Raw genomic sequence first — 24,890 nt, 5'->3', positions numbered from 1 at the left:
ATGAGCGGGAGCGGGAGCGGCAGGGGCGGCGGCACGTACGCGGACAGCGTCGTCTTCGTGCTCGGCCGGGCGCGGCTGGAGGCCCGCGTGGGCCGGGCGGCGGCGGTGGAGCCGGACCATCTGCTGGTGGGGCTCGGCACGTTGTGCCGGCGGGACCTGGACGACGTGCTGGGGCGCCGCGGCCCGAGCGCCGCCGAGCGCGCGGCCGTCGCGGCCGATGCCGTGCGGGTACGGGAGCGCTTCGACGCCGCCGGCGTGCACCCGCGGCAGCTGCGCCGCGGTCTGCGCGACGCGCTCGCCGCGAGCGGTGCGGCCGGGGCAGGGGCGGGCGGCGTGCCGCACCGCAGCCGCGCCGCCCGCCGGGTGTTCACCCGCGCGACGGAGCGGTCCGGCGCGGCGACGGTGAGCGCGGTGGACCTGCTGCGGGCGGCGCTGGAGGCACTGACGCCCGTAGGCCTGAAGGTGCTTGCGGGCCACGGGATCAGCGACCCGGTGGCCGCCTTCTTCCCCGGCGATGCCGCTACGGACAGCAAGACCCCGCTCCTCGACCGGTACGGCCGTGACCTCACCGCGCTCGCCCGCGACGGCAAGCTGCCGCCGCTGATCGGCCGCGGCCCCGAACTGCGCGCCCTCGCCCGCGTCCTGCTCCGCCAGCGCAAGGCGAACGCCGTCCTCGTCGGCCACGCAGGCACCGGCAAGACCGGCCTGGTCGAGGGCCTTGCCGCCCGGCTGGCCGCCGCCGACGCGCCCGCGGAGCTGGCCGGCGCCCGCATCGTCGAGCTGTCCATGGCCGCGCTGGTGGCCGGCGCCCCGCACCGCGGCGACTTCGAGGACCGGCTGCAGAAGGTCCTCGCGGAGGCCCGCAGTTCGCCCGAGGTGATCCTCTTCATCGACGAGCTGCACACCGTGCTGCACGCCGGCGGCCGCGGCGCGAGCGATGCCGCGAACATCCTCAAGCCCGCCCTCGCCCGCGGCGATCTGCGCTGCATCGGCGCCACGACGCCGGGGGAGTACCGCCGCGACATCGAGGACGACCCGGCGCTGCAGCGGCGGTTCGAGGTGATCTGGGTGGACGAGCCCAGCCGGGCGGAGGCGGTGGAGATCCTCGCCGGGCTGCTGGAGTCGCTCGCCGGCCACCACGGCGTGGACATCGACGCGGAGGCGGCCGCGGCCGCCGTGGACCTGACCGTCCGCCATCTCCCGGAGCAGCGGCTGCCGGACAAGGCCATCGACGCCCTCGACCAGGCGTGCGCCGCCGCCCGCATCCGCACCCTCACCCCCGACACTTCGCCCCCACCCGCCGGGCCCGTACGCATCGGCCGGGAGGAGGTCGCCGCGGCCGTCGCCGAGCGGGCCCGGCTGCCGCTGGAGCGGGTGGCGGCGGACGAGGCGGGGCGGCTGCTGGCGATGGAGGAGCATCTGCGCCGCCGCGTGGTCGGTCAGGAGGAGGCGATACGGGCCGTCGCCGAGGCGGTGCGCACCGGCAGGTCGGGTCTCGGCGATCCGCGCCGCCCGGTCGGCGTGCTGCTCTTCGCCGGGCCCACCGGCACCGGCAAGACCGAACTGGCCAAGGCGCTCGCCGAGTTCCTCTTCGAGGACGAGCGACGGCTGGTGCGCATCGACCTGTCCGAGTACCAGGAGCGGCACTCGATCTCGCGGCTGCTGGGCGCCCCGCCCGGCTATGTCGGCCACGACCGCGAGGGGCAGCTCAGCGGACCGCTGCGGGACCACCCGCACAGCGTGGTGCTCTTCGACGAGGTGGAGAAGGCGCACCCGGAGGTGCTCGACATCCTGCTGCAGATCTGCGACGAGGGGCAGCTGACGGACGCCCGCGGGCGGCGGGTGCCGTTCAACGAGAGCGTCGTCATCCTCACCACCAACCTGGGCTCGGGCGCGGCCGCGGCGGGTGGGGCGTTCGGCTTCCTGCGTTCCGCGAAGGCCGCTGCCGAGCCGGTCATGGCCGCCCTCCACCAGGAGCTGCGGCCCGAACTCCTCGGCCGGATCGGCCGCGTGGTGGTCTTCGCGCCGCTGGACGACGCCGCCCTGGAGCAGATCCTGGACAAGCTGCTCGCCCAGGTCGGCGAGCGGCTGGCCGGCCGCCGCGTCGACCTCACCCTCACCGGGGCCGCCCGCCGGCTGTTCCTCGGCCGGGCCTCCGGGGCCCGGGCCGGTGCCCGCGCGCTGGAGCAGGCGGTCGAGCGGCTGCTGGTCCAGCCCTTGGGCCGCGCGCTGCTTGCCGGTGACCTTGCCGACGGCGCGGCCGTACGGGCCGACGCCGCGGACGGGCAGCTGGACTTCACCACCGGTCCCGTACGACCCGAAGGAGAACGATGACGTCCCCGGCCGCCGTCACCCTCACCCTCGTCAAGGGCCGCCTCGAGCCCGGCGAGTACGTCTTCGACGAGCGTACGACCTGTGTGCTCGGCCGCTCCGCCGACTGCGCGCCGCGGGTGCCGGACGACGCGCACCACAAGACCGTCTCCCGCCACCACTGCCTGCTGGACATCAACCCGCCGGACATCCGCATCCGCGACTTCGGCAGCCTCAACGGCACCTATGTCAACGGCGAGAAGATCGGCCAGCGGCGCAAGGGCCTCACCCCCGAGCAGGCCGCGGCGGAGTCGTATCCCGAGCACGACCTGGCAGACGGCGACGAGATCCGGCTGGGCGAGACCGTGCTGCGCATCGGCATCGCGCGGCAGGCCACCCTGGTGCTCGCCCAGTGCGCCAAGTGCGGCCGCGAGGTCGGCGAGGAGGCGGGCGGCCGCGCCGGTGAGATCCTCTGCGCGGCCTGCCAGGCCGAGCCGGCGGCGGTGCTGAACCTGCTGCTGGACCTGGCCCAGGGCGGGCGCCCCGACCTGGACTCGATCCGCGGCTACGTCGTGCTCCGGGAGCTGGGCCGCGGCGGGATGGGCGCGGTCTACCTCGCCCGGCACGAGTCGACCGGCGCGGAGGTGGCGCTGAAGGTGATGCTGCCGAAGGTGGCCGCGAGCGCGACCGCGCGGGCCCGCTTCCTGCGCGAGGTGGCGCTGACCCGGGCGCTCAAGCACCGGCATGTGGCGTCGCTGCACGACGCCGGGTTCGCCAACGGCACCTTCTACCTGACCACCGAGTTCTGCATCCGCGGCAGCCTGGACCGGCTGCTGGAGAAGCGCGGCGGGCGGCTGCCGGCGGGGGAGGCGGTGCGGATCGCGGTGCAGGCGCTCAAGGGCCTGGAGCACGCCCATGAGCAGGGGGTGGTGCACCGCGACCTGAGCCCGTCCAACATCCTGCTGCACGAGGAGGGCGACGGGTCCCTCACCGCGAAGATCGCGGACTTCGGGATCGGGAAGGCCTTCGACCAGGCGGGGCTGAGCGGACTGACGCGGACCGGGGCGACCGCGGGCAAGCCGACGTTCATGCCGCGGCAGCAGGTGATCAACTTCCGCAAGGCGGCGCCGGCTGTGGACGTATGGGCGCTGGCGGCCTGCCTGTATCACATGCTGACCGGGGCGCTGCCGCGTGAGTTCCCGCGCGGGAAGGACCCGTGGCACGTGGTGCTGCAGGAGCCGGCGATCCCGATCCGGCGGCGGGATTCGGGCATTCCCGGGGAGCTGGCCGAGGTCATCGACCGGGCGCTGGTGGAGCGGCCGGAGATCGGCTTCCAGAGTGCGGGGGAGCTGCGCCGGGCGCTGGAGCGGGCGGGGCGGTGAGCGACGGGCAGGTGACGCGGCCTGCCGGGTTCGCACCGGACACCGCGACCGGCGGGGGCGAGTGGCGGACCGGCGCCGTGATCGACGGCAAGTACGAGGTGCTCGGCGTGCTCGGCCGCGGCGGCATGGGCGTGGTGCATCGCGTCCGGCACCTCGGCTGGCGCACCGAACTCGCCGTCAAGAGCCCGCTGTCGGCCCCGGTGGCGCGAGACCGCTTCGCCGCCGAGGCGCAGACGTGGGTGTCGCTCGGACCGCATCCGCACGTCTGCGCCTGCCACTACGTGCGCACCCTCGGCGGTGTGCCTCGGCTCTTCGCCGAGTACGTGCCCGGGGGCAGTCTCGCGGAGCGGATCGCCGGGCGGCGGTTGTACGAGGGCGAGCCGGACGAGGCGCTCGCGCGCATCCTCGACATCGCGGTGCAGACCGCGTGGGGACTGGAGCACGCGCACGCTGCCGGGGTGCCGCATCTGGACGTCAAGCCCGCGAACATCCTCCTCGGCGACGGCGGCACCGCGAAGCTCACCGACTTCGGCCTTGCCGCCGGCGGCGGCATGACCCCGCCGTACGCCTCGCCGGAGCAGGCGGCCGGCGGCAGCGTCGGGCGGTGCAGTGACGTGTACAGCTTCGCGGTGACGGTGCTGGAGATGTTCACCGGCGGCGTGCTGTGGCCGGCCGGTCCGGCCGCGGGCGCGGTGCTGGAGGCGTACGAGGGCCCCGAGGAGGACGGCCTGCCGGTCCTGCCGCCGCTGCTGGCCCGCCTCCTCGCGCGCTGCCTGCGCCCGGACGCCGCCGACCGCCCGGCCTCCATGACCGCCGTCGCCGGCGAACTCGCCGCGGTGTATGCCCAGTTGTTCGGCCGCCCGTATCCGCGCCCCGAACCCCGCCTGACCGACCTGCGCGCCGACGGCCACAACAACCACGCCCTCTCCCTGCTCGACCTCGGCGACCCCGACGGCGCCACCCGCTCCTTCGCGGCCGCGCTCGCCGCCGACCCGCAGCATCCGCGGGCCACGTACAACGCCGGGCTGCTGCGCTGGCGCCGCGGTGAGGTCTCCGACGTCGGCCTGGTGACCGAACTGGAGTCGGTCCGTACGGCCGTGGGGGACTCGTGGCGGGCGCGGCTGCTGCTCGCCCAGGTGCATCTGGAGCGCGGTGACCTCGATGCCGCCCGCGGCCTGCTGGAGCAGCTGCCGCGCGACGAGCCGGAGGTGCGGGAGGTGGTGCGCGCGCTCGACTCCGGCCGGGTCGTGGACGCGCGCGGCGTCGAGGTCGAGGCGGCCTACGTCCCGAGCCTGCTGCCCGCCGACGGCACGGCCCGGTTCGCGACCGGGGGCCGGGGTGTGGTCCTGGGCAAGGCCAACGGGACCGTATCGCTGTGGGATCCGGCCACCGGGAAGCTGCTGCGCGCCCTCGACGGCCACCGGTCCCGGGTGCGCGCCGTGGACGTCACCGCCGACGCCCGGCTCGCGGCCTCGGCGGGCGAGGACGGCACGCTGCGGGTGTGGGACCTCGACTCCCGCGCCTGCCTGCACACGCTCGACGCCCCGTACGGCACCGGCGGCGACTGGGACACGCTCTCCCGCGCCGCGATCCGACTCGCCCCCGATGGCGGGCGGCTGCTGTGGGTGCGCGACGGCGTCGCGGTGCTGTTCGATCTGCGCACCGGGGCCCGCGCCGTGCTCGCCGAGGAAGAGCAGGGCGCGGCGGCCGAGTTCGGCCCGGACGGTACGCGGCTGGTGCTGGCGCTCACCCGGCAGCTCGCCGTCCTGGATCCGGCCGGGGGAGACCGGACCCACCTCACCGTGCTGCCCGAGCAGCACCAGCCGACGGCGCTGCGGCTGAGCCGCGACGGACGGCTCGCCGCGATCGGCACCAACCACGGCCCGATTCACGTCTGGGACCTGCCGGCCGGCCGACCCGTGCGCACCCTCAGCGGGCACAAGTACGGTGTCGCGGCGCTGTCGTTCGACGCGGACGCCCGGCGGCTGCTGTCCGGCGCGTCCGACCAGTCCGTCCGGCTGTGGGACCTGGACACCGGCCAGTGCCTGCGCACCTTCTACAAGCCCGGCAGCACGGGTCCGCCGGCGCCGCTCGGCCTCCTCGAGTCGCTGCCGGTGGCCGACGTCCGGCTCGCCGGCGACGCCCGTACGGCCATGTCCGCGGGCCGCAACAGCGCGCTGCACCGCTGGCAGCTGCCCTCCGCCTACGCCGCGCCGCCCGCCCTCGGCCGCCCCCGCGCGCAGCCCGAACTGGCCCGGCTGGCAACGCGGGTGACCGACCGCCTGGCCGAGGCCGAGGCGGAGCGGGTGGCAGGACGGCACCGCGAGGCCGTGCGGCTGCTGGCCGCGGTCCGCGCCACGCCCGGCTACGAGCGCGAGCCGGAGGTGCTCGCCGCCTGGCGGCGGCTGGCGGCGGTGCTGCGCCGCACCGGCTTGCGCGCGGCGTGGCCGGGCCGGACGCTCGGCGAAACCGGGGTGATGTCGGTAGACGTGACCGGGGACGGCCGGGTGGCCGCCACCGGCGGCTACCTCGGCGAGATCAAGATCTGGGACGCGGAAGTGGGCACCCTGCTGCGCGAGATGCGGCTCCCGGAGCGCCCGCACCCGGACCCAGAGCGGAACAAGTCCCACCCCGTTCGCCAGGTCTCCCTCAGCGCCGACGGCCGCCGGTTGCTGACCGCGTCGCGCGGCGAGGTGCGGCTGTGGGACACCGGCACCGGCGCCTGCCTTCGGGTACTGGACGGCACCGACCACCACTCCCGTACCGCCTGCTTCGCCGGCGACGAGACGCTCGCGATGATCGGCTCCGGCGACGACTCCGTACACCTGCGGGACCTGACCACGGGGGAGCTGCGCTGGTCGGCGACCGAGGAGCCGGGGGACGACCGCCTCCAGGGGCAGCCGAGCGGCATCGCCGCCACAGTCTGGGCCCAGGCGGGCGGCCGCCTGGCCGCGACCGCCGCGGGCCTGGACGGCTACGTACGCCTCACCGACCTGGCCACCGGCCGCCTGCTGCACCGCATCAAGGCCCACCTCTTCAGCGTGGCGGCGCTGTGCCTGAGCCCGGACGAGCGGCTGCTGCTCACCGCGGGCAGCACCGGCGAGGCGGTGATCCGCCTCTGGGACGTGGCGAGCGGCACCCAGATCCGCCAATTCCGCTACGACACCGACCGCCACGGCCACGACCCGGTGACGGTCCGCTTCACTCCGGACGGCCGCTTCGCGGTCACCGGCGGCCGTGACGAGACGGCGGTGGTGTGGGACGTGGTCACGGGCCGGAGCGTGCGCATCATCGAGGGCCTGACCAGCTGGGTCGAGGCCGCCGTGCCGACCGCCCACGGCCACCGCCTGCTGACCTCGGCCCGCGGTGTCGCGCCCCGACTGTGGGAGCTGGACTGGGAGTTGGCTCGGTTCCCGGCCGGCCGCTGACAAGGATTCGCTACCCCACGGGGATTGACGGCTAACGGCGTTAGCCTCATATTGGTCTCACGACAGGCTAACGCTGTTAGCCGCAGATCCGAGGAGACCGCCATGACCGCCATGACCGCCATGAACCACACCACCGCCCCCGCCCTCGCCGTCCTGACCTGGACCCGCCGCATCGCCTGGGGCGCACTCACCCTCTTCCTCGCCGCATTCGCCATTTTCGAGGCCCAGAAGTACGGGCTGCCGACCACCGCCGCGGCCATCGCCTTCTTCGCCGTGCCGGACCTCTTCCGCCGCCACCGCTGGGCGCACCTCGCCTCGCTCCCGCTCGCCGTGCTCGTCCTCTACACGGTCACCCCGGTCGTCTGGCCCCCGCTGTTCACCGCCGGCCTCGGCTGGCTCACCCGCATCGCCATCACCCGGACGCTCCGCCGCCGCTGACCACGCACCGCACCGCCCGACTTCAAGGAGAACCCGTATGAACGCCACCGCCGCCACTCCCCGCGTCGCCGGCTACACCCACGCCGCCGGCTGGCTCGCCGGAATCGCCATCGCCTGGGGCGCCACCCCTGAACTCGGCGACTCGCACACCGAGATCGCCACCGCCTACGCGGACCACTCCGCCCAGGCCATCGCTCAAGCCGTCCTCGTCCACGGATTGGCCCCCGCCGGTCTCGCCGTCGTCGCCGCCGGCCTGCTCGGCCGGGCCCGCCGCGCCGGCAACCGCACCGCCCGTATCGCCGGCTGGTCCGGCCTGGCCGCGGCCGCCCTCGCCGCCGTGCAGCTCGTCCTCGAACTGATCGCCATCTCCGGTGCCGACTCCGCCGCACCGGGCACCACGGCCGCGCTCTGGGAGACCGTCCAGCGCGTGGACGGTCTCAAGATGTTCGCCCTCGCCGCGCTCGCCGTGGCCGCCTGCCTCGCCGCCCGGGGGAGACAGCTGCTGCGCCGCTGGGAAGTGGTCGTGGGCTGGACGCTCGCCGCCGCGATAACCCTCTCCGGCATCGGCTATCTGCTCCTGTCCACCGCCCTGGCGCCTGCCGCGTATCTCTCCCTGCCCCTCCTGCTCGTCTGGGTGGTGGTGCTCGGCAGGCGGCAAGATATTGCATCCTGAGTGCGATAAGAGCATACTCGCGTTCCGCTTCGACTTCCTGCACTCCCAGTGCTGGAACTTGCACGGCCTGAGCCGCCCCCTCCCCAGGAAGGCAGGGAAGACCCCATGGGCCTGCACATGAAGACGAGGAAACCGAGGACCGTCCTGGCAGCCGTCGCCGGCGGGCTCGTGCTCGCCGCGACGACGCTGAGCGGGTCGGATGCCGCGCCGCTGCCGGATGCGCGCAGTGCCTATCCGGGGGCCGACTGGCCGTCGTTCGGGCACGACCCGGCCAACACCCGGCATGCCTCCGAGCTGGTCCTCGGGCCGACCAATGTGGGCGGCGTACGCGAGCAGTGGAACGCGCCGGGCGCGGCCGTGACGTCCACCCCGGCCGTAGCCGACGGGGTGGTCTACAACTCGGACTTCGCCGGGAACCTGGCCGCCCGCAACGCCAAGAGCGGCGCCCAGGTCTGGCAGACGAAGCTGCTGCCGGCCCAGCTGCCCGGCTCGCCCACCGTCTCGGGGAACACCGTCTACACCGCCGGGTACGGCGGCAATGTCTTCGCCGTCGACCGCGCGACCGGGGCGAAGAAGTGGGGTACGGACATCGAGGCCGCGCCCAATGATCTGATCTGGTCCTCGCCCGTCGTCGCGGGCGACACGCTGATCATCGGCAGCGCCTCGTTCCAGGTCTTCAGCCCGGCCGATCCGCCCTTCCAGGGCAGCGTCGTCGGGCTGGACGCGAAGACCGGCGCCGTGAAGTGGCGTACGCCGGTGTGCACCGGGAAGTGCGACGGGGTGTCGGTGTGGTCCACGGCCGCCGTCGACACCGAACTGGGCCTTGCCTACATCGGCACCGGGCAGTCGTACACCGACACCACCGCTCCGATGTCGGACTCGCTGGTCGCGCTCGACTACCGGACCGGGAAGATCGCCTGGTACCACCAGTACACGGCGGGCGACGTCTTCGGCGCCGAGCACCCGGAGGGCAAGGACGCCGACCTCGGCGCCGCCCCGAACCTGTTCACCGTCGGCGGCAAGCGGCTGGTCGGCTGCGGCGACAAGGGCGGCACGTATAAGGTCTTCGACGCCCGGACCGGCAAGCTGGTGTGGTCGAAGGAGCTGGTCAAGGGCACGACGCTGGGCGGCATCGAGCACACCACGGCGTACGCGGACGGCACGATCTATGCGGTCGGCAACACCGAGATGACGGCGACCAGTCGCGCCGATGCCCGCCCCACCGCGGCGAAGCTGTTCGCGGTCAACGCGGCCGACGGGCGGATCAAGTGGCAGCAGGACCTGCCGGATGGCGGCTTCGGCGGTGTCGCGGTGGCCAACGGCGTTCTGTACTTCACCACGTGGGACGGAATCCTGCGCGCCCACAGCGCCGCGACCGGCCGCACGCTGCTCGCGAAGTACATCGGCACCCCGGACGGCGCCACGGTGATCGAGAAGGGCGCGGCCGGCGGGCCGACGATCTCCGGCGGCCGGATCTACGTCGGCTACGGCTGGACCTGGGGCGCCACCGCGCCCGGCGGGCTGCGCTCGTTCGGCCTGTACTGACCGCACCTTTCCGTGTGACGCAAGGAGTCGCCCATGCGCACCACCCCGCCGACCCTCGAGCCGTACGAGAAGGGCTTCGGCTTCCCCACGTCTCTCGCCTTCGACGACCGGGGCCGGCTCTACGTGGCCGAGTCCGGGCTGCCGTTCGGCGGGGCGACGCCGGGCGGCGGCATCTGGCGGCTACGTGACGGCCGCCGCGAGCTCATCGCCGAGGGGCTGCGGGCGCCGGTCAACGGAGTCACCGTGTACGACGGTGCCCTGTACGTATCCGAGGGCGGCAATCCCGGCCGGATCCTGCGCCTCCCGCTCGACGGCGGCACTCCGGAGCCGGTGCTAGACCAGCTGCCCGGTGGCGGCAACTACCAGACCAACATGACCGCCTTCGGCCCTGACGGCCGGCTGTACTTCAGCCAGGGAGCCGCCACCAACACGGGTGTCATCGGCCTGGACGCGCTCGACATCGGCTGGCTGAAGCGGCTGCCGCATCCGCTCGACATCCCCGGGCGCGACATCGAACTGCGCGCGGTCGCCGTAGAGACCGACGACCCGCGCGAAGGCGGCGACCGGGCGGTCACCGGGCCGTTCGCGCCGTTCGGCAGCGTGCACCCGGCCGGGACCCGGATCCCGGCCGCGCTGCCGTGCACCGCTGCGGTGATGAGTTGTGCGCCGGACGGCAGCGACCTCCGGCTCGTCGCGTGGGGGCTGCGCAATGCGTACGGGCTGCTGTTCCTGCCCGACGGCCGGCTGCTGGTCACCGACCAGGGCGCCAACGACCGCGGCAGCCGCCCGGTGGGCGGGGCGCCGGAGCTGCTGTACGAGGTGCGCGCGGGCGCCTGGTACGGCTGGCCGGACTTCATCGGCGGGGTGCCGGTCACCGACCCGCGCTACCGGCCGGAGGGCAGCCCACCGCCGGAGTTCGTCCTGGCCAACCACCACGAACTCCCGCCCCCCGAAGCCCCCTTGCTCGCCTTCGCGCCGCACTCCGCCGCGGTGAAGATGACGCTGGCCCCGGACGGGTCCATCGTGGTGGCCCTCTTCGGCGACGAGATTCCGCTCACCGCCCCCTCCGGCCCGCGCTCCGGCCGCGCCCTCGCCGTCGTCGACCCCGACGACTGGAGTCACACCGTCCTGCCCACCCCCGCGCTCAAGCGCCCCATCGACGTCGCCTTCGGCCCTGACGGGCAGCTGTACGTGCTGGACTTCGGCCACTTCGAGCCCGGCGCGCGGGGCCGGCTGGCCGCCACCGCCGGTAGCGGCGGCGTCTGGCGGGCGCGGTGGTGAGCTCGGCGCGGACGGCTAGCCGACGTCCGCGCCGGTCCGGGCGAGCAGTGCGGTCACCGAGGTCACCAGCACTTCCCGCGCCGCGGGGCGGGAGAGCTTCAGGCCGGTACGCAGCGCGTCCCAGTGCTCCCAGGACCCGGCGGCCACCAGGCAGTCCAGCAGCCGCGTCCGCTCCGGCTCGTCCAGCCGGTCGAGTTCCGGGCCGAACACCGTCGCCACCTGGTCCCGGGCGAGCGCGAAGGTGCGCGCCTTGATGCGCTGCAGCTCCTTGGAGAACGGCTCCTCCAGCCGGGCCGCCCGCCAGCTGGGCGTCATCTTCTCCAGCAGCCGGGCCCGGTGCCGGGCGAAGGCCTCGATACGGGCCTCCAGGGGCTGTTCGGGGGAGATCGGCCTGGTCAGCGACAGCAGCACCTGATGGTCCCGCTCGCCCGCGTGGGCGAGCAGCGTCTCCAGGTCGGCGAAGTGCTGCCACACCGTGCGCAGCGACACCTCGGCGCGCTGCGCGATGGCCCGCGCGGTCGGCCGCAACTCGCCTTCGGCGTGCAGCGCCCGCATCGCGTCGATGATGGCCAGCCGGGTCCGGTGCGAGCGGGCTGCCCGCCCGTCGGCCGGCTCGGCGGCGGGGTTCGCGGGCTTCGTACTCGGTCTCGCTGCTCGGTCGCGTGCCACGGCCGGATACTAGCACCGGGAATGCAAATACCTCCGAGCGGCGGCTGCGAACCGACCCCTTCCGCGAGTTCGACCGCCTGGCCCAGCAGGTGTTCGGCACGATGGAGCGCCCGGTGGCCGCGCCGAATTGTGCCGGCCGGTCACGACTCCCTGATCGCGAGCCGGGAGCGGCCCTTGTGCAGCGGCCGCCACGGTCGGTACTGTCCGGGCTGTCGGCGCGATTACAACGTTGGAACGGCGTGCTCGGTGACGTCGGACCAGCGGCGCGCCGGCGGCCAGTGAGTCACGCGACCGGCGCGCTCTGCCCGTACCCACCACTCCCGGAGCTCTCGCATGCACCACACCCACCTGGACGCCGCCGGCCACCCGCGGCCGCAGCTCATCCGCGACCCGGACTTCCGTGATCTGAGCGGCCCGTGGGAGTTCGCGCACGACGACGCGGACGTCGGCCGGTCAGGGCGCTGGATGGATCCGGAGGTCACGGAGCCCTTCACCGGCACCATCACGGTGCCGTACCCGCCCGAGTCCAAGGCGTCCGGCGTCCAGGACACCGCCTTCCACCCGGTGCTCTGGTACCGGCGCACCATCGAGACGCCTAACCCGTCGGCAGGCCGCCGCCTGCTGCTGCACTTCGGTGCGGTCGACTACCGGGCCGAGGTGTGGCTCAACGGCCGCCTGGTCGGCCGGCACGAAGGCGGCCACACCGGCTTCACCTGCGACCTCACCGACGCCATCGACCGCGACGGCGAGCAGGTCCTGGTCGTACGGGCCGAGGACCAGCCGCTCGACGCCGCGCAGCCGCGCGGCAAGCAGGACTGGCGGCGCGACCCGCACGTGATCTGGTACCACCGCACCTCCGGCATCTGGCAGCCGGTCTGGCTGGAGGACGTACCCGAAGACCACATCTCCGTCCTGCACTTCACGCCCGACGTCGCCCAGGCCCGCGTGCGCTGCCGGCTGCGCCTGAGCCGGTGGCCGCGGCGACCGCTGCGCGCGACGGTCCGCCTGACCCTCGGCGACCGGGTGCTCGCCGAGCAGCGGACGCTCACCGACGGGCGGGAGTCGGTGTTCGACATCGCGGTGCCCGCGCTGCGGCACGGGCAGGCGCTCGACGAGCTCCTGTGGAGCCCGGAGCACCCGAACCTCGTCGACGCCACGGTCGAGCTCACCGACGCGACCGACGACACCCCGGTCGACCGCGTCGCGTCCTACCTCGGCCTGCGCGACATCGGCTGGGAGAAGGGAGTCTTCCTCCTCAACCACAAGCCGTACTTCCTCCGCTTCGCGCTCCAGCAGGCCTACTGGCCCGCCTCGCACCTCTCCGCCTCCGCCGACGAGCTGCGCCGCGACGCCGAGCTGGCCAAGGAGATGGGCCTCAACGGGCTGCGCATCCACCAGAAGATCGAGGACCCGCGGTTCCTGTACTGGGCCGACCGGCTCGGCCTGATGCTGTGGGAGGAGATGCCGTCCGCGTACGCCTTCGGCACCGAGACCGTCGAGCGGGTCACCGCCGAATGGACCGAGGCGCTCTCCCGCGACATCAGCCACCCGTCGATCGTCGCCTGGGTGCCGGTCAACGAGTCCTGGTCCGTACCGAATCCGGCGCTCGTCCCCGAACAGCGCCACTTCATCGACGGCCTGTACCACCTGACGAAGGCCCTGGACCCCTCCCGCCCCGCCGTCTCCAACGACGGCTGGGAGATCTCCGCCGCCGACATCTGGGGCGTCCACGACTACACCCAGCACGCATCGGTGCTGCGCGAGCGCTACGGCGACACCGCGCTGCGGCGCGGCGAGCTCCCCGAGCCGTGGCCCGGCGCGAAGCGGCTGCTGCTCGATGGCGTACGGCATGAGGGGCAGCCCGTCGTGCTGAGCGAATTCGGCGGCGCGACCTTCGAACCGGCCGACGGCGCCGAGTGGTTCGGCTACGACACGGTGGCCGGCGAGCAGGAATTCGCCGACCGGCTGACCGCCCTGGTGGGCGCCGCCGTCGACTCCGGGCTCGCCGGCTTCTGCTACACGCAGTTCACCGACACCGAGCAGGAGATCAACGGCCTGCTCACGGCGGACCGCGAACCCAAGATCCCCATGACCGAGCTGCGCGCAATCCTCACCCGCAGGAAGGAAACGCATTGAGTCAGCGACGGAACGCTCACGGAAGGGTGCGGTGGCTGACCGGCCTCCTCACCGCCTTGCTGCTGGCGCTCGTCGCCGGCGCCGTCCAGCCGCTGGGCGCCACGGCGAACAGTCCGGGCGAGAGTATGTACACGCGGCAGTCGCAGAACGAGTTCGTCGGCTCCGCACGCGTCATCCGCCTCGAGCACAGCGGCTCGGCCAACGGCACTCTGATCGGGACCTTCGAGCACGCGTCCGTCGACGGCAGCCCGTCCGAGTTCGTGCTCCGCACGTCGAAGGACGACGGCGAGACCTGGCGCACACTCACCGAGCTGCGCGACCCGCTCACCGGTGAACACCACCCCTCGGACCGGATGTGGCAGCCGTTCCTCTTCGAGCTCCCGCAGAAGATGGGCAAGTATCCCGCGGGCACGCTGCTGATGGCCGCCAACATCGAGCCCGGCGCCAACACCCGCTCGGACTTCGTGCTGTGGCGGAGCGCCGACCACGGCGCCAGCTGGGACTTCCAGTCGGTCGTGCAGACCGGCGGCGGCACGGACGGTGCACCGCACGGCGGTACGGGAATCTGGGAGCCCTTCCTGACCGTGGACGGTGCGGGGCGGCTGGCCATGTTCTTCGCGGACGAGCGCAAGCAGCCGGAGCATGCCCAGGTCATCGCCCACATCGTCTCCGAGGACGGAGGAGAAACCTGGAGCGCCAACCCCGACGGCTCGAAGAACTTCGAGCCGGGGCTGGTCGTGGATGTGCAGAGCGACTCCGCCACGGACCGGCCGGGGATGCCGACCACCGCCACGCTGCCGGACGGGCGGATGGTCCTCGCGTACGAGATCTGCGGCGCGGGCCGTAACTGCGAGGCCTACACGAAGACTTCGACGGACGGCGGCATGACCTGGGGCAGCGGGCCTTCCGACCTCGGCGAGATGGCCGTCAGCTCCGACGGCCGGTATCTGGGCAGCAGCCCTTACCTCGTCTGGAGCCCGGCCGGCGGCGAGAACGGCCGGCTGCTGATGATGGGCATGCGCACCCGCTACGCCGGCACCAATGAGTTCACGCCCGAGGACCGGCAGGCGGTCTTCGCCAAGGATCCGGACGCATCGGGACCCTGGTCCTGGGCGCCGGCACCGTTCCAGCCGGTCGAGGGGCCCGACCCGAACTGCAAGACCAGCTACAGCCCGCACATGCTGCTGGACGACACCGGCAGGTCCGTCCGCCTCACCACGCCCACGGCCACCGGCGGGCCGACCGACTGCATGGTCGGCACGGGCGCGGCGAACAGCGGCGTGCTGCCGTACACGAGCACCTTCCAGGACGGGACCGCCGGCTGGATCGACTACGGCGGCTGCTGGAAGACCGCGGGCGGCGTCCTTTCCGAGACCTGCGGCGGCAGCGGCGGCAACAAGTCCGTGGCCGGCTCCACCGGCTGGACCGACTACCGCCTCGACGGCGAGGTCCGTATCGACAGCGGTGACCAGGCCGGATTCCTGGTGCGGGCCTCCGACCCGCGCAAGGGGACCGACGCGCACAAGGGCTACTACGTCGGCGTCACGTCGAAGAACATCGTGCTCGGCAAGCAGGACGGCGGCTGGCAGCAGCTGGAACAGGCAGCCATCCCCGGCGGCCTGAAGACCGGGAAGTGGTACCGCCTCACGGTGGACGTCGACGGCTGCGACATCAAGGTCACCGGCCGCGCCGCGGACTCCGCCCCGGTCGCCTTCGCGCACACGGACTGCTCCTTCACCAGCGGCGCGATCGGCGTCCGCGACCAGGCGGGCACCGGCAGCTGGCGCAAGATCAGCGTTACGGAGAGCCGCTAGCCGCTCGACTACCGTGGGGGCCGCCGACGGGGGAGCGGCCCTCACGGTTCATCTCCTGTGCAAACGCTCCCTCTTGTGGGTGGCGTGCGCATGACAGCATCCTCGTGAGGTGAAGACAAAGAGGCTCGTCCGCAGCACCTCCGTCATCGGTGGCGCCCTCGCCATGGTCATGGTCTTCGCCGGACCGGCCTTCGCCGCCCCGCCACCGGCCCTGCCCGGCAATGCCGACGGCACCGAGCAGACCTACCAGCCGGCCTACGACTACGACACCGACGGCTGCTATCCGACGCCGGCCATCGGCCCGGACGGCACCGTCAACCCGGGCCTCGACCCAGGCGGCGCGCTCAACGGCCAGTGCCACGACGCGGCGGACCTGGCCAACACCAACGGCTACGCGCGCAGCAAGTGCAACAACGGCTGGTGCGCCATCCTCTACGGCCTGTACTTCGAGAAGGACCAGGCGGTGTTCGGCAGCGGCCTCGGCGGTCACAAGCACGACTGGGAGCACGCGGTCGTCTGGGTCAAGGACGGCGGCGCCGCGGAGTACGTGGCCACCTCGGCGCACGGCGACTTCGACATCTATGCCCGCGACCAGATCCGCTGGGACGGCACCCACCCGAAGGTCGTCTATCACAAGGACGGCATCGGCACCCATGCCTTCCGGCCGGCGAACGCCAATGACGAGCCGCCGGAGAACCACGCCGGCACCTGGCAGTTCCCGAGCCTGATCGGCTGGAACGGCTACCCGGCCGGCCTCCGGGAGAAGCTGAGCGCGCACGACTTCGGCAGCGCGCACTTCGGCCTGAAGGACGCGAGCTTCGCCGCCCATCTCGCCGCCGCGAAGCCCGCGGGCATTCCCTTCGACCCCAACGCCTGACTACCAGAACGTCAGTTGCACTTGGTTCCTGCCTTCGGCAGCTTCCCGTCGAAGAGGAAGTCCTCGACCTTGCTGTGCACGCAGCGGCTGTTCGTCACGTACGCGCCGTGGCCGTCGCCGGTGTAGGTCAGCTCGACCGAGTCATTGCCCAGCGCCTTGGCCAGGGCCACGCCGCCGGGATACGGGGTGGCCGGGTCGTTCACCGTGGCGACCAGGAGGGCCTTCGGGGCTCCCTCGGCGTCCACCCGGTGCGGGTCGTTGTCGCCGGCGACCGGCCAGTCGGTGCACTGCAGCAGCTCGTTGGCGACGAGCTTGCCGAAGAGGGGGGAGGCCTTGGTGAAGTCGGCGAGGGCCGCGGTGTAGTCCTTGGGGCCGTAACGCTTGCTGGTGTCGCGGCAGTTGATGGCGCGGAAGGCGTCGTCGCTGTTGTCGGCGGCCTGCTCACCGGCCCCGCCGTCCGCGGTGCGCAGCCCATTGCCGGGGGTGGCGCCGCCGAGCGCCGCCAGCGGGGCGCCGTCATCGTCGTCGAGCAGCGCGCCGAACGCCCGGCGCAGGGCCGGCCAGCCGTCGCCCTTGCTGTACATGGCGTTCTTCATGGCGTTGACGAAGACGTCCTGGTCCAGGCCGCCGGCGTCCGTCGGCAGCGTCTTGCCGTCGAGGGCGGTGAAGAGCGCCTCCAGGCCCTCCTTCGCCTCCTTCGGGTCGGTGCCGAGCGGGCACTGCCGCGCCCCACGCTGTGCGCAGTCGGCGAGGAAGTCGTCCATGGCGTGGTCGAACGCCTTGGCCTGGCTCTCCAGCTCCTCGCGCGGGGTCTGGGTGGGGTTCTCGACGCCGTCCAGGACCACGCGCCCCGCGTTGCCGGGGAACTTGTGCAGGTAGTTGGCGCCCAGGAAGGTCCCGTACGAGAAGCCCAGGTAATTCAGCTTCTTGTCGCCCAGCGCGGCACGCAGCACGTCCAGGTCGCGGGTGGAGGCGACGGTGCCGACCCAGGGGAGAAGGCGGCCCGCGGAGCGGCGGCACGCCTCGTTGAGGGTGCCGTTGACGGCGGCCAGGACCTCGGCCTCGGTGGGGTTGTCCGGGGTCCGGTCCGTCTCCTCGAACCCCTCCAGGTCGGCCTCGTCGGGCTGCGCGCACTCGACCGGCGCGCTGGCGCCGACGCCGCGCGGGTCGTGGGCCACCAGGTCGTAGCGCTGATTGAGGGTGGCGAACTTAGCGCCCATCTCGCGCAGCCCCTCCATGCCGGACTCGCCGGGGCCGCCGAAGTTCAGCACCAGCGAGCCGGGGCGCTCGCCGTCGCCGGTCTTGGGGAGGCGGACCATGTGGATCTCGACGTCGCCGCGGCCGGGGGAGGCGTAGATCCTGGGCGCCTTGACGGAGCCGCACTGCAGCCGCTTCGCGTAGGCCGGTGGAGTGAAGCCGGCCTCCCTGAGCTCCTTGGACTGCTGCGCGGCACAGTTCTTCCAGGAGATCTTCTGGCCGTAATACGGAGCGAGCTCGCCGTGGGACGTATCGGCGGCGACGGTGGTGGGGAGCACCACCGGCTGGACGAGCGCCAGGGCCGCGACGGAGGCGAGCAGGGCGGTGGCGCCGCGACGCGGCCCTCGTGCCCATATAAGAGGTTTGTCGCGCATGTGAGTCACGGTACGGTCGGGCGGCGCCCGGCGCAGGTCCGCCGAAGTCGCCCCCGGAAACCGACGTGCTTCGCCCGGCACCCGTCAGGTAGCGTGCGCCGCATGTCGAGTCCTGAGTCAGACAAGGTGGGGGCTTTCGGTCACGCCGTCAGCCCCCTGAACCTCTGAGTTCGTAGCCCCGCCGTCCGCCGCGCTTCGCGGCCGGACGCGCGCACCCCCGGGGTGCTGGCCGCGGTGACGAGATGTCCCTCTCGTGCTTCTCCTCACCTCGGAGCCACTCGATGCCTTTCCCGCTGTATCTGCTTGCCCTGGCGGTCTTCGCCATGGGCACCTCGGAATTCATGCTCGCCGGCCTGCTGCCGGCCATCGCCGCGGACGTGGACGTCACCGTCGCGACCGCCGGCCTGCTCACCCCGGCCTTCGCGGTCGGCATGGTCGTCGGCGCCCCGCTCATGGCGGCCCTGGCCCGCGGGTGGCCCGGGCGCGCGAGCCTGCTCGGGTTTCTGCTGGTCTTCGCGGCCGCCCACGCCGTGGGCGCCGCCACCTCCAGCTTTACGGTCCTGTTCGCGACCCGCGTGCTCGCCGCCCTCGCGAACGCCGGCTTCCTCGCCGTAGCGCTGACGACCGCCGCCACGCTCGTCCCGTCCGACAAGAAGGGCCGGGCCCTCGCCGTCCTGCTCTCGGGCACCACGCTGGCCACCATCGCCGGCGTGCCCGGCGGCTCGCTGCTCGGCACCCTGCTCGGCTGGCGCGCCACCTTCTGGGCGGTCGCCGCGCTCTGCCTGCCCGCCGCCCTCGGCGTCCTCACCGGCATCCCGGCGCGCCGGGCGGAGCAGAGCGCCGCCGCCGGGCCGGGCCTGCGGGCGGAGCTCGCCCAGCTCCAACGCCCCCGCCTGCAGCTGGTGATGCTGCTCGGCGCGCTGGTGAACGCGGCCACCTTCGCCGGCTTCACCTACCTCGCACCGGTCGTGACCGACACGGCCGGTCTCGACGAACTGTGGGTCTCCGTCGCCCTGGTGACCTTCGGCATCGGCTCCTTCGCCGGGGTCACCGCCGCCGGCCGCTGGTCCGACCGGCACCCCGGCCGGATCCTCGCCGCCGGCGGCCCGCTGCTGCTTCTCGGATGGCCGGCGCTCGCCGTGCTGGCGGACCACCCGGCCGCGCTGCTGATCCTCTTGCTCGTCCAGGGCGCCCTGTCCTTCGCGCTGGGCAGCACGCTGATCACCCGCGTCCTTTACGAGGCCGCGGGCGCCCCCACCATCGCCGGCGCCTACGCGACCGCCGCGCTCAACACCGGCGCCGTCGTCGGCCCGCTCATCGCCGCGACCACGCTCAGCACCGCGGCCGGTGACCTCGGACCGTTCTGGGCGAGCGGACTCCTCGTCCTGCTCGCGCTGCTCGTCGCCATCCCGTTCCGCAATGTGGTCGCGGCGGGTGGAGCCCCTGCGCGTAAGGTGGTTGCCGCAGCTGGTTCGCCCCGTCCGCCAGGCGGGACGCGTCGTAAGAGGGAACCCGGTGGGAATCCGGGACTGCCCCGCAGCGGTGAGTGGGAACGACCGCCGTCATCAAGCACTGGGCCCGAAGCAGTGGGTCCGGGAAGCGACGGCCAGTAGGACGGCCCTGGCAAGGGCTGGTGCCCGCGAGTCCGAAGACCTGCCCGCTGTCCGCGCACGGACCCCCGTGCGCGGATATCCCGGTGACCTCGAGGGCGGGTCGGCGTACGGACAGGCGGACGGCCGCGCGGCATTGCGCGCGGATCGCTTCCGCCCGGCCGGCACCCTTCGCGTTCTCGTCCCGGCACCGGGATCTCAGGGATACATCTCGCGAAGGAGATCTCCGTGACCACCAGGACCGCAGCCGCGGCAGCACGGGCCACCGTGTACGGCTACCCCCGCCAGGGCCGTAACCGGGAACTGAAGAAGGCGATCGAGGGCTACTGGAAGGGCCGCGTCAGCGCGGATTCGCTCCGGACCACCGCGGCCGGGCTGCGCGCCGGCAACTGGCGGCAGTTGGCCGACGCCGGCCTCCACGAGGTCCCGACCGGCGACTTCTCGTATTACGACCATGTGCTCGACACCACCGTCATGGTCGGCGCCATCCCCGCGCGGCACCGCGCCGCCGTGGCCGCCGACGCACTGGACGGCTACTTCGCCATGGCCCGCGGCACGCAGGACGTCGCGCCGCTGGAGATGACGAAGTGGTTCGACACCAACTACCACTACCTGGTCCCGGAGCTCGGCCCGGACACGGTCTTCGCGGCCGACTCCACCAAGCAGGTGGGGGAGTTCACGGAGGCGCTCGCCCTCGGCCACACGCCGCGCCCGGTCCTGGTCGGGCCGATCACGTATCTGCTGCTGGCCAAGCCCGCGCCGGGCGTGCCCGCCGGCTTCGACCCGCTCACGCTCCTGGACCGGCTGCTGCCCGTATACGCCGAGGTCCTCGCCGACCTGCGGGCGGCCGGTGCCGAATGGGTGCAACTGGACGAGCCCGCCCTGGTGCAGGACCGCACCCCGGCCGAACTCAACGCCGCCGAACGCGCCTACCGCGACCTCGGCGCGCTCACCGACCGTCCGAAGCTCCTGATCGCGTCGTACTTCGACCGCCTCGGCGCGGCCCTGCCGATGCTCGCCAAGGCCCCGGTCGACGGCCTCGCCCTCGACTTCACGGAATCCGCGGCCGCGAACCTGGACGACCTCGCCGCCGCCGGCGGCCTGCCCGGCAAGCGCCTGGTCGCCGGAGTCGTCAACGGCCGCAACATCTGGGCCAACGACCTGGAGCAGTCCCTCGCCCGTCTCGGCACCCTCCTCGCGCTCGCCGACCGGGTCGACGTGGCCGCGTCCTGCTCGCTGCTGCACGTGCCGCTCGACGCGGCGGCGGAACACGGCATCCAACCGCAGATCAGGCGCTGGCTGGCCTTCGCCGTCCAGAAGACCGCCGAGGTCGCGACCCTCGCCAAGGGCCTCACCCACGGCACCGGCACCATCACCGCCGAACTGGCCGCCAACCGCGCCGACCTGGCCTCCCGCGCCGCCTCCCCGATCACCCGCGATCCGGCGGTACGGGCCCGCGCCGCGGCCGTCACCGCCGCCGACACCCGCCGCGCGCAGCCGTACGCCGAGCGCTCCGCCGCCCAGCGCGCCCATCTCGACCTGCCGCTGCTGCCGGTCACCACCATCGGCTCCTTCCCGCAGACCACCGAGCTGCGCACCGCGCGCGCCGATCTGCGGGCGGGCCGCATCGACGCGACCGCGTACGAGGACCGCATCACCGCCGAGATCCGCGAGGTGATCTCCTTCCAGGAGAAGGCCGGCCTGGACGTGCTGGTGCACGGCGAGCCGGAACGCAACGACATGGTCCAGTACTTCGCCGAGCAGCTCACCGGCTACCTCGCCACCCAGCACGGCTGGGTCCAGTCCTACGGCACCCGCTACGTCCGCCCGCCGATCCTGGCCGGCGACCTCTCCCGGCGGGAGCCGATGACGGTGCGCTGGACGCGTTACGCCCAGTCGCTCACCGACCGCCCGGTCAAGGGCATGCTCACCGGCCCGGTGACCATGCTCGCCTGGTCCTTCGTCCGTGACGACCAGCCGCTCGCCGACACCGCGCGCCAGGTCGCCCTCGCCCTGCGCGACGAGGTGAACGACCTGGAGCGGGCGGGCACTTCAGTGATCCAGGTGGACGAGCCCGCGCTGCGCGAGACCCTCCCGCTGCGCGCGGCCGAGCGTGCCGCGTATCTGGCCTGGGCCACGGAGGCCTTCCGCCTCACCACCGGCGGGGTGCGTCCGGACACGCAGATCCACACTCACATGTGCTACGCCGAGTTCGGCGACATCGTGCAGGCCATTGACGACCTCGACGCCGACGTGATCAGCCTGGAGGCGGCCCGCTCCCACATGCAGGTCGCCCGCGAACTCGCCGCCCACGGCTATCCGCGGGAGGCAGGACCCGGCGTGTACGACATCCACTCCCCGCGGGTGCCGAGCACCGAGGAGGCGGCGGCGCTGCTGCGCACCGGCCTCGAGGCGATCCCGCCCGAGCGGCTGTGGGTCAACCCCGACTGCGGCCTGAAGACCCGCGGCTGGCCGGAGACGCGCGCGTCGCTGGAGAACCTGGTGGCGGCGGCCCGTACGGTCCGGGAGGAACTGCCTAGTTGATGATCTCGGCGCGGTCACCGACGCGGATCGCGGCCGTCCGCTCTCGCCACATCCGGAGAGCTTCGGGCAGCTGCCGCGTCCAGTCGGTGACCGCGCCGACGATCCGGAGCGGTCAGCCCTCAAAGCGCAGCAGGCCGCGCTGGTACGCCCGGACCAGGTGCGGCGGCACGCGGTATGTGGAGCCGTCGATGGTCACGGGCACCAGCTGCGGCGCGGTGGCCTTCCACTGGGCGCGGCGGTGGCGGGTGTTGGAGCGGGAGAGCTTGCGCTTGGGTACGGCCATGGTCGGGTCCTTTCACCAGCTGGCCTTGCGGACGCCGGGCAGGTGGCCGGCGTGGGCGTGGATGCGGAGGTTGATGCGGGAGAGGCCGAAGGCGCGCTGATAGCCGCGCGGGCGGCCGTCGACGGCGTCGCGGTTGCGTACGCGGGTGGCGCTGGCGTCGCGCGGCTGGGCGCGCAGCTCGCGCTGGGCGGCCGCGCGCTCCTCGGGCGGGGTGGAGGGCTTGCGGATGAGTTCCTTCAGCTCCGCCCGGCGGGCGGCGTAGCGGGCGACGACGGCCCGGCGCCTGGCGTTCTTGGCGATCTTGCTGGTCTTGGCCATCAGATCTTCTCCCCGCGGGCGCGCATCTTCGCCACGGCCCGCTCGATGCCCATCGCGTCGATGGCCTTGATGCCCTTGGCGCTCAGCGTGAGCCGGATGTGGCGGCCCTCGCCGGGCAGCCAGTACCGCTTGCGCTGGATGTTCGGGTCGAAGCGGCGCCGGGTGCGGCGGTGGGAGTGGGAGATGTTGTTGCCGAAGCCGGGCGTGCGGCCGGTCAGCTGGCATCGGGCCGACATGTGCGGGTCCCTCCAGGTGGGTTGGTGGTGGCAAGGTGTCGCCGACACCCTACCTGATAATGAAAACCGTGTTCATGTATGCTGTGGGGCATGGCCAGCAACGAACTGCGGCCGGTGATCAAACTCCGCTCCACCGCGGGCACCGGCTTCACCTACGTGACCCGAAAGAACCGCCGCAACGACCCCGACCGGCTGCAGCTGCGCAAGTACGACCCGGTCGCAGGCCGGCATGTGATGTTCCGCGAAGAGCGCTGAAAGGAGCCGACAGACATGAAGCCCGGCATCCACCCGCCGTACCGTCCCGTCGTCTTCCGCGACCGGTCGGCCGGATTCGCCTTCCTCACCCGGTCCACCGCCACCAGCGGGCAGACCGTCGAGTGGGAGGACGGACAGACCTATCCCGTCATCGACGTGGAAATCTCCTCCGCGAGCCACCCCTTCTACACCGGCCGGGCCAAGGTCCTCGACGCCGCCGGCCGGGTGGAGCGCTTCGAGCGCCGCTACGGGCGGCACCAGGAGCGCTGAGATGGGGGAGCGCGAAGCAGGGAAAGCAGCACCGGTGCCGGTCGTCATCGTCGCCGGGCTGCACAGCGAGGCGCGTACGCAAGCCGTCGAGCAGCTGCTGCGCGAGGTGCCCGGGGCCGTCGCCGTCCACCACGATCTGCGCGCGCCCGAGGACGGCCGGGTGCTGCGCACCGTGCGCGACGCGGGCGGGGTGCGGGACTGGGGGCGGCCGCGGATGCGGTCCGACTGCACCTGCTGTGCCGTACGCGACGATCTCGTGCCGACGCTGCTGTCGCTCACCGGCGGGGCGTACCCGCTGATCGTGGTCGACCTGTGGGACTCCGTGGAGCCGCAGGGCATCGCCGAGTTGATCGCGGGAGCGCCGGAGGGGAGCGTCGAGCTGGTCGGGGTGGTCACCGCCGTCGATACCGATTCGCTGCTGCCGTTTCTGACCTGCGGTGACGATCTCGATGAGCAGGGTCTGGCGCTCGGGCCCGGGGACCGGCGTACGGTCGCCGACACCTTCGCCAGGCAGCTCGAATATCCGCCGGTGCTCGCGGTCGGGTGCGCCGGGGTGGCTGAACCGGCCGACGCGGTACTGCTGGAGCAGCTGCATGGGACCGCGCGCCGGTATCGCCTCGGCTCGGCCGGGCTGGTCCCGGCGGCGCTGGGCGGCTTCGACGCCGAGGCGGCCGCGGAGCGGCAGCATCCGGCGTGCGCGCTGCTGCCGCAGCCTGCCTACGCCTTCGGGGTGGGCACGGTCGTATGGCAGCGGCGCCGGCCGCTGCATCCCGGGCGGCTGTACGCGGCGCTGGAGGACATCACCTGCGCCGCGGTGCGCAGCCGGGGGCGGGTCTGGCTCGCCGACCGGCCGGACACGCTGCTGTCCTGGGACGCCACCGGCGGGGCGCTGTGCATCGAGCAGGCGGGGCCGTGGCTGGCCGCGCTGCCGGACGGCGCCTGGCCGCTGGAACCGCCGGCCCGCACCGTGGCCGCCGCCCTCGACTGGCATCCGGAACACGGCGACCGCGCCCAGCACCTGACCTTCACCGGCCCCGACCTCGACCGCGAGCAGCTGCTGCGCCTACTGGACTCCTGCCTGCTCACCGACACCGAATACGAGGCCGGCCGCGCCAGCTGGCGCACCCTGTCCACCGCCTTCGACGAACTCCTCGGCACACCCGCCTGACCGACCCCTCCGGCCTCACCCG

At 73.2% G+C, this 24,890-nt stretch carries 19 protein-coding genes, 2 pseudogenes and 1 riboswitch; of the genes and pseudogenes, 16 read left to right on the top strand and 5 right to left on the bottom strand.

What is annotated here, in order from left to right; genetic code table 11:
* From G5C51_RS01955 to G5C51_RS01925, 7 genes are all read left to right on the top strand, one after another.
* Complete coding sequence (locus tag G5C51_RS01955) at positions 1 to 2,334, top strand: AAA family ATPase (RefSeq protein ID WP_165230441.1); 2,334 nt, start codon at positions 1 to 3, stop codon at positions 2,332 to 2,334.
* Positions 2,331 to 3,692, top strand: a complete 1,362-nt coding sequence (locus G5C51_RS01950; protein ID WP_165230438.1) for a protein kinase domain-containing protein — start codon at positions 2,331 to 2,333, stop codon at positions 3,690 to 3,692. The genes G5C51_RS01955 and G5C51_RS01950 overlap by 4 nt, the downstream gene beginning before the upstream one ends.
* Positions 3,689 to 7,120, top strand: coding sequence for a protein kinase domain-containing protein (locus tag G5C51_RS01945; protein ID WP_165230434.1), 3,432 nt, complete (start codon positions 3,689 to 3,691; stop codon positions 7,118 to 7,120). Before G5C51_RS01950 ends, G5C51_RS01945 begins: the two co-directional genes overlap by 4 nt.
* Positions 7,121 to 7,222: 102 nt before the next feature.
* Positions 7,223 to 7,558 carry a DUF4260 domain-containing protein gene (locus G5C51_RS01940; protein WP_240929315.1) on the top strand — a complete coding sequence of 112 codons (336 nt, stop codon included), beginning with the start codon at positions 7,223 to 7,225 and terminating at the stop codon, positions 7,556 to 7,558.
* 37 nt (positions 7,559 to 7,595) lie between these two features.
* Positions 7,596 to 8,231 carry a hypothetical protein gene (locus G5C51_RS01935; protein WP_165230431.1) on the top strand — a complete coding sequence of 212 codons (636 nt, stop codon included), beginning with the start codon at positions 7,596 to 7,598 and terminating at the stop codon, positions 8,229 to 8,231.
* Positions 8,232 to 8,336: 105 nt separating this feature from the next.
* Entirely contained in the window at positions 8,337 to 9,776 is a 1,440-nt protein-coding gene (locus tag G5C51_RS01930) for an outer membrane protein assembly factor BamB family protein (protein WP_165230428.1), read from the top strand.
* 33 nt (positions 9,777 to 9,809) lie between these two features.
* Positions 9,810 to 11,057 carry a PQQ-dependent sugar dehydrogenase gene (locus G5C51_RS01925; protein ID WP_165230425.1) on the top strand — a complete coding sequence of 416 codons (1,248 nt, stop codon included), beginning with the start codon at positions 9,810 to 9,812 and terminating at the stop codon, positions 11,055 to 11,057.
* A 15-nt stretch (positions 11,058 to 11,072) separates the two neighbouring features.
* Here G5C51_RS01925 and G5C51_RS01920 read toward each other — a convergent pair whose 3' ends face one another.
* Complete coding sequence (locus tag G5C51_RS01920) at positions 11,073 to 11,726, bottom strand: TetR/AcrR family transcriptional regulator (RefSeq protein WP_165230422.1); 654 nt, start codon at positions 11,724 to 11,726, stop codon at positions 11,073 to 11,075.
* Positions 11,727 to 11,770: 44 nt separating this feature from the next.
* On the opposite strand from G5C51_RS01920, the pseudogene G5C51_RS44225 reads away from it, so the two are divergent.
* The 4 genes and pseudogenes from G5C51_RS44225 to G5C51_RS01905 all read left to right on the top strand — a co-directional run.
* Positions 11,771 to 11,869: pseudogene (locus tag G5C51_RS44225) on the top strand (Hsp20/alpha crystallin family protein); the annotation flags it as partial.
* A 190-nt stretch (positions 11,870 to 12,059) separates the two neighbouring features.
* Positions 12,060 to 13,862, top strand: a complete 1,803-nt coding sequence (locus G5C51_RS01915; protein WP_165230419.1) for a glycoside hydrolase family 2 protein — start codon at positions 12,060 to 12,062, stop codon at positions 13,860 to 13,862.
* A 26-nt stretch (positions 13,863 to 13,888) separates the two neighbouring features.
* Complete coding sequence (locus tag G5C51_RS01910; RefSeq protein WP_165230416.1) at positions 13,889 to 15,676, top strand: exo-alpha-sialidase; 1,788 nt, start codon at positions 13,889 to 13,891, stop codon at positions 15,674 to 15,676.
* A 163-nt stretch (positions 15,677 to 15,839) separates the two neighbouring features.
* Entirely contained in the window at positions 15,840 to 16,553 is a 714-nt protein-coding gene (locus tag G5C51_RS01905) for an NPP1 family protein (protein ID WP_165230505.1), read from the top strand.
* A gap of 11 nt (positions 16,554 to 16,564) precedes the next feature.
* On the opposite strand, the gene G5C51_RS01900 is transcribed toward G5C51_RS01905, so the two are convergent.
* Positions 16,565 to 18,184, bottom strand: a complete 1,620-nt coding sequence (locus G5C51_RS01900) for an alpha/beta hydrolase (RefSeq protein ID WP_165230413.1) — start codon at positions 18,182 to 18,184, stop codon at positions 16,565 to 16,567.
* Positions 18,185 to 18,465: 281 nt separating this feature from the next.
* Between G5C51_RS01900 and G5C51_RS01895 the strand changes: the two are divergent.
* Both G5C51_RS01895 and metE read left to right on the top strand, forming a co-directional pair.
* Positions 18,466 to 19,632 (top strand): annotated as a pseudogene (locus G5C51_RS01895) (Cmx/CmrA family chloramphenicol efflux MFS transporter); the annotation flags it as partial.
* 3 nt (positions 19,633 to 19,635) lie between these two features.
* A riboswitch (cobalamin riboswitch) is annotated at positions 19,636 to 19,859 on the top strand.
* Between the two features lie 163 nt (positions 19,860 to 20,022).
* Positions 20,023 to 22,338: a 5-methyltetrahydropteroyltriglutamate--homocysteine S-methyltransferase gene (gene metE, locus G5C51_RS01890; RefSeq protein ID WP_165230409.1), complete on the top strand. Its 2,316-nt coding sequence runs from the start codon at positions 20,023 to 20,025 to the stop codon at positions 22,336 to 22,338.
* Positions 22,339 to 22,450: 112 nt separating this feature from the next.
* On the opposite strand, the gene rpmF is transcribed toward metE, so the two are convergent.
* From rpmF to rpmB, 3 genes are read right to left on the bottom strand one after another with little or no spacing between them, the layout of a single operon-like run.
* Complete coding sequence (gene rpmF, locus G5C51_RS01880) at positions 22,451 to 22,621, bottom strand: 50S ribosomal protein L32 (RefSeq protein ID WP_165230406.1); 171 nt, start codon at positions 22,619 to 22,621, stop codon at positions 22,451 to 22,453.
* A 12-nt stretch (positions 22,622 to 22,633) separates the two neighbouring features.
* Positions 22,634 to 22,939, bottom strand: a complete 306-nt coding sequence (gene rpsN, locus G5C51_RS01875; protein WP_165230403.1) for a 30S ribosomal protein S14 — start codon at positions 22,937 to 22,939, stop codon at positions 22,634 to 22,636.
* On the bottom strand, positions 22,939 to 23,175 hold the full coding sequence (gene rpmB, locus G5C51_RS01870) for a 50S ribosomal protein L28 (protein WP_165230400.1): 237 nt from the start codon (positions 23,173 to 23,175) through the stop codon (positions 22,939 to 22,941). The genes rpsN and rpmB overlap by 1 nt, the downstream gene beginning before the upstream one ends.
* Positions 23,176 to 23,265: 90 nt before the next feature.
* On the opposite strand from rpmB, the gene rpmG reads away from it, so the two are divergent.
* The 3 genes from rpmG to G5C51_RS01855 are packed head-to-tail and all read left to right on the top strand — an operon-like array spanning position 23,266 to position 24,868.
* Complete coding sequence (gene rpmG, locus G5C51_RS01865; RefSeq protein ID WP_165230397.1) at positions 23,266 to 23,430, top strand: 50S ribosomal protein L33; 165 nt, start codon at positions 23,266 to 23,268, stop codon at positions 23,428 to 23,430.
* 15 nt (positions 23,431 to 23,445) lie between these two features.
* A complete protein-coding gene (locus G5C51_RS01860; RefSeq protein WP_165230394.1) occupies positions 23,446 to 23,700 on the top strand; it encodes a type B 50S ribosomal protein L31 in 255 nt (84 codons plus the stop codon).
* 1 nt (position 23,701) lies between these two features.
* Positions 23,702 to 24,868 (top strand): GTP-binding protein, encoded by a 1,167-nt coding sequence (locus G5C51_RS01855; protein WP_165230392.1) that lies wholly within the window; start codon positions 23,702 to 23,704, stop codon positions 24,866 to 24,868.
* Positions 24,869 to 24,890: the final 22 nt, after the last annotated feature.

The sequence above is a fragment of the Streptomyces coryli genome (assembly GCF_011044975.1).
In the GTDB taxonomy this organism is placed as follows: Bacteria; Actinomycetota; Actinomycetes; order Streptomycetales; family Streptomycetaceae; genus Streptomyces; species Streptomyces coryli.
This window is presented reverse-complemented; position numbering and strand designations above follow the sequence as displayed.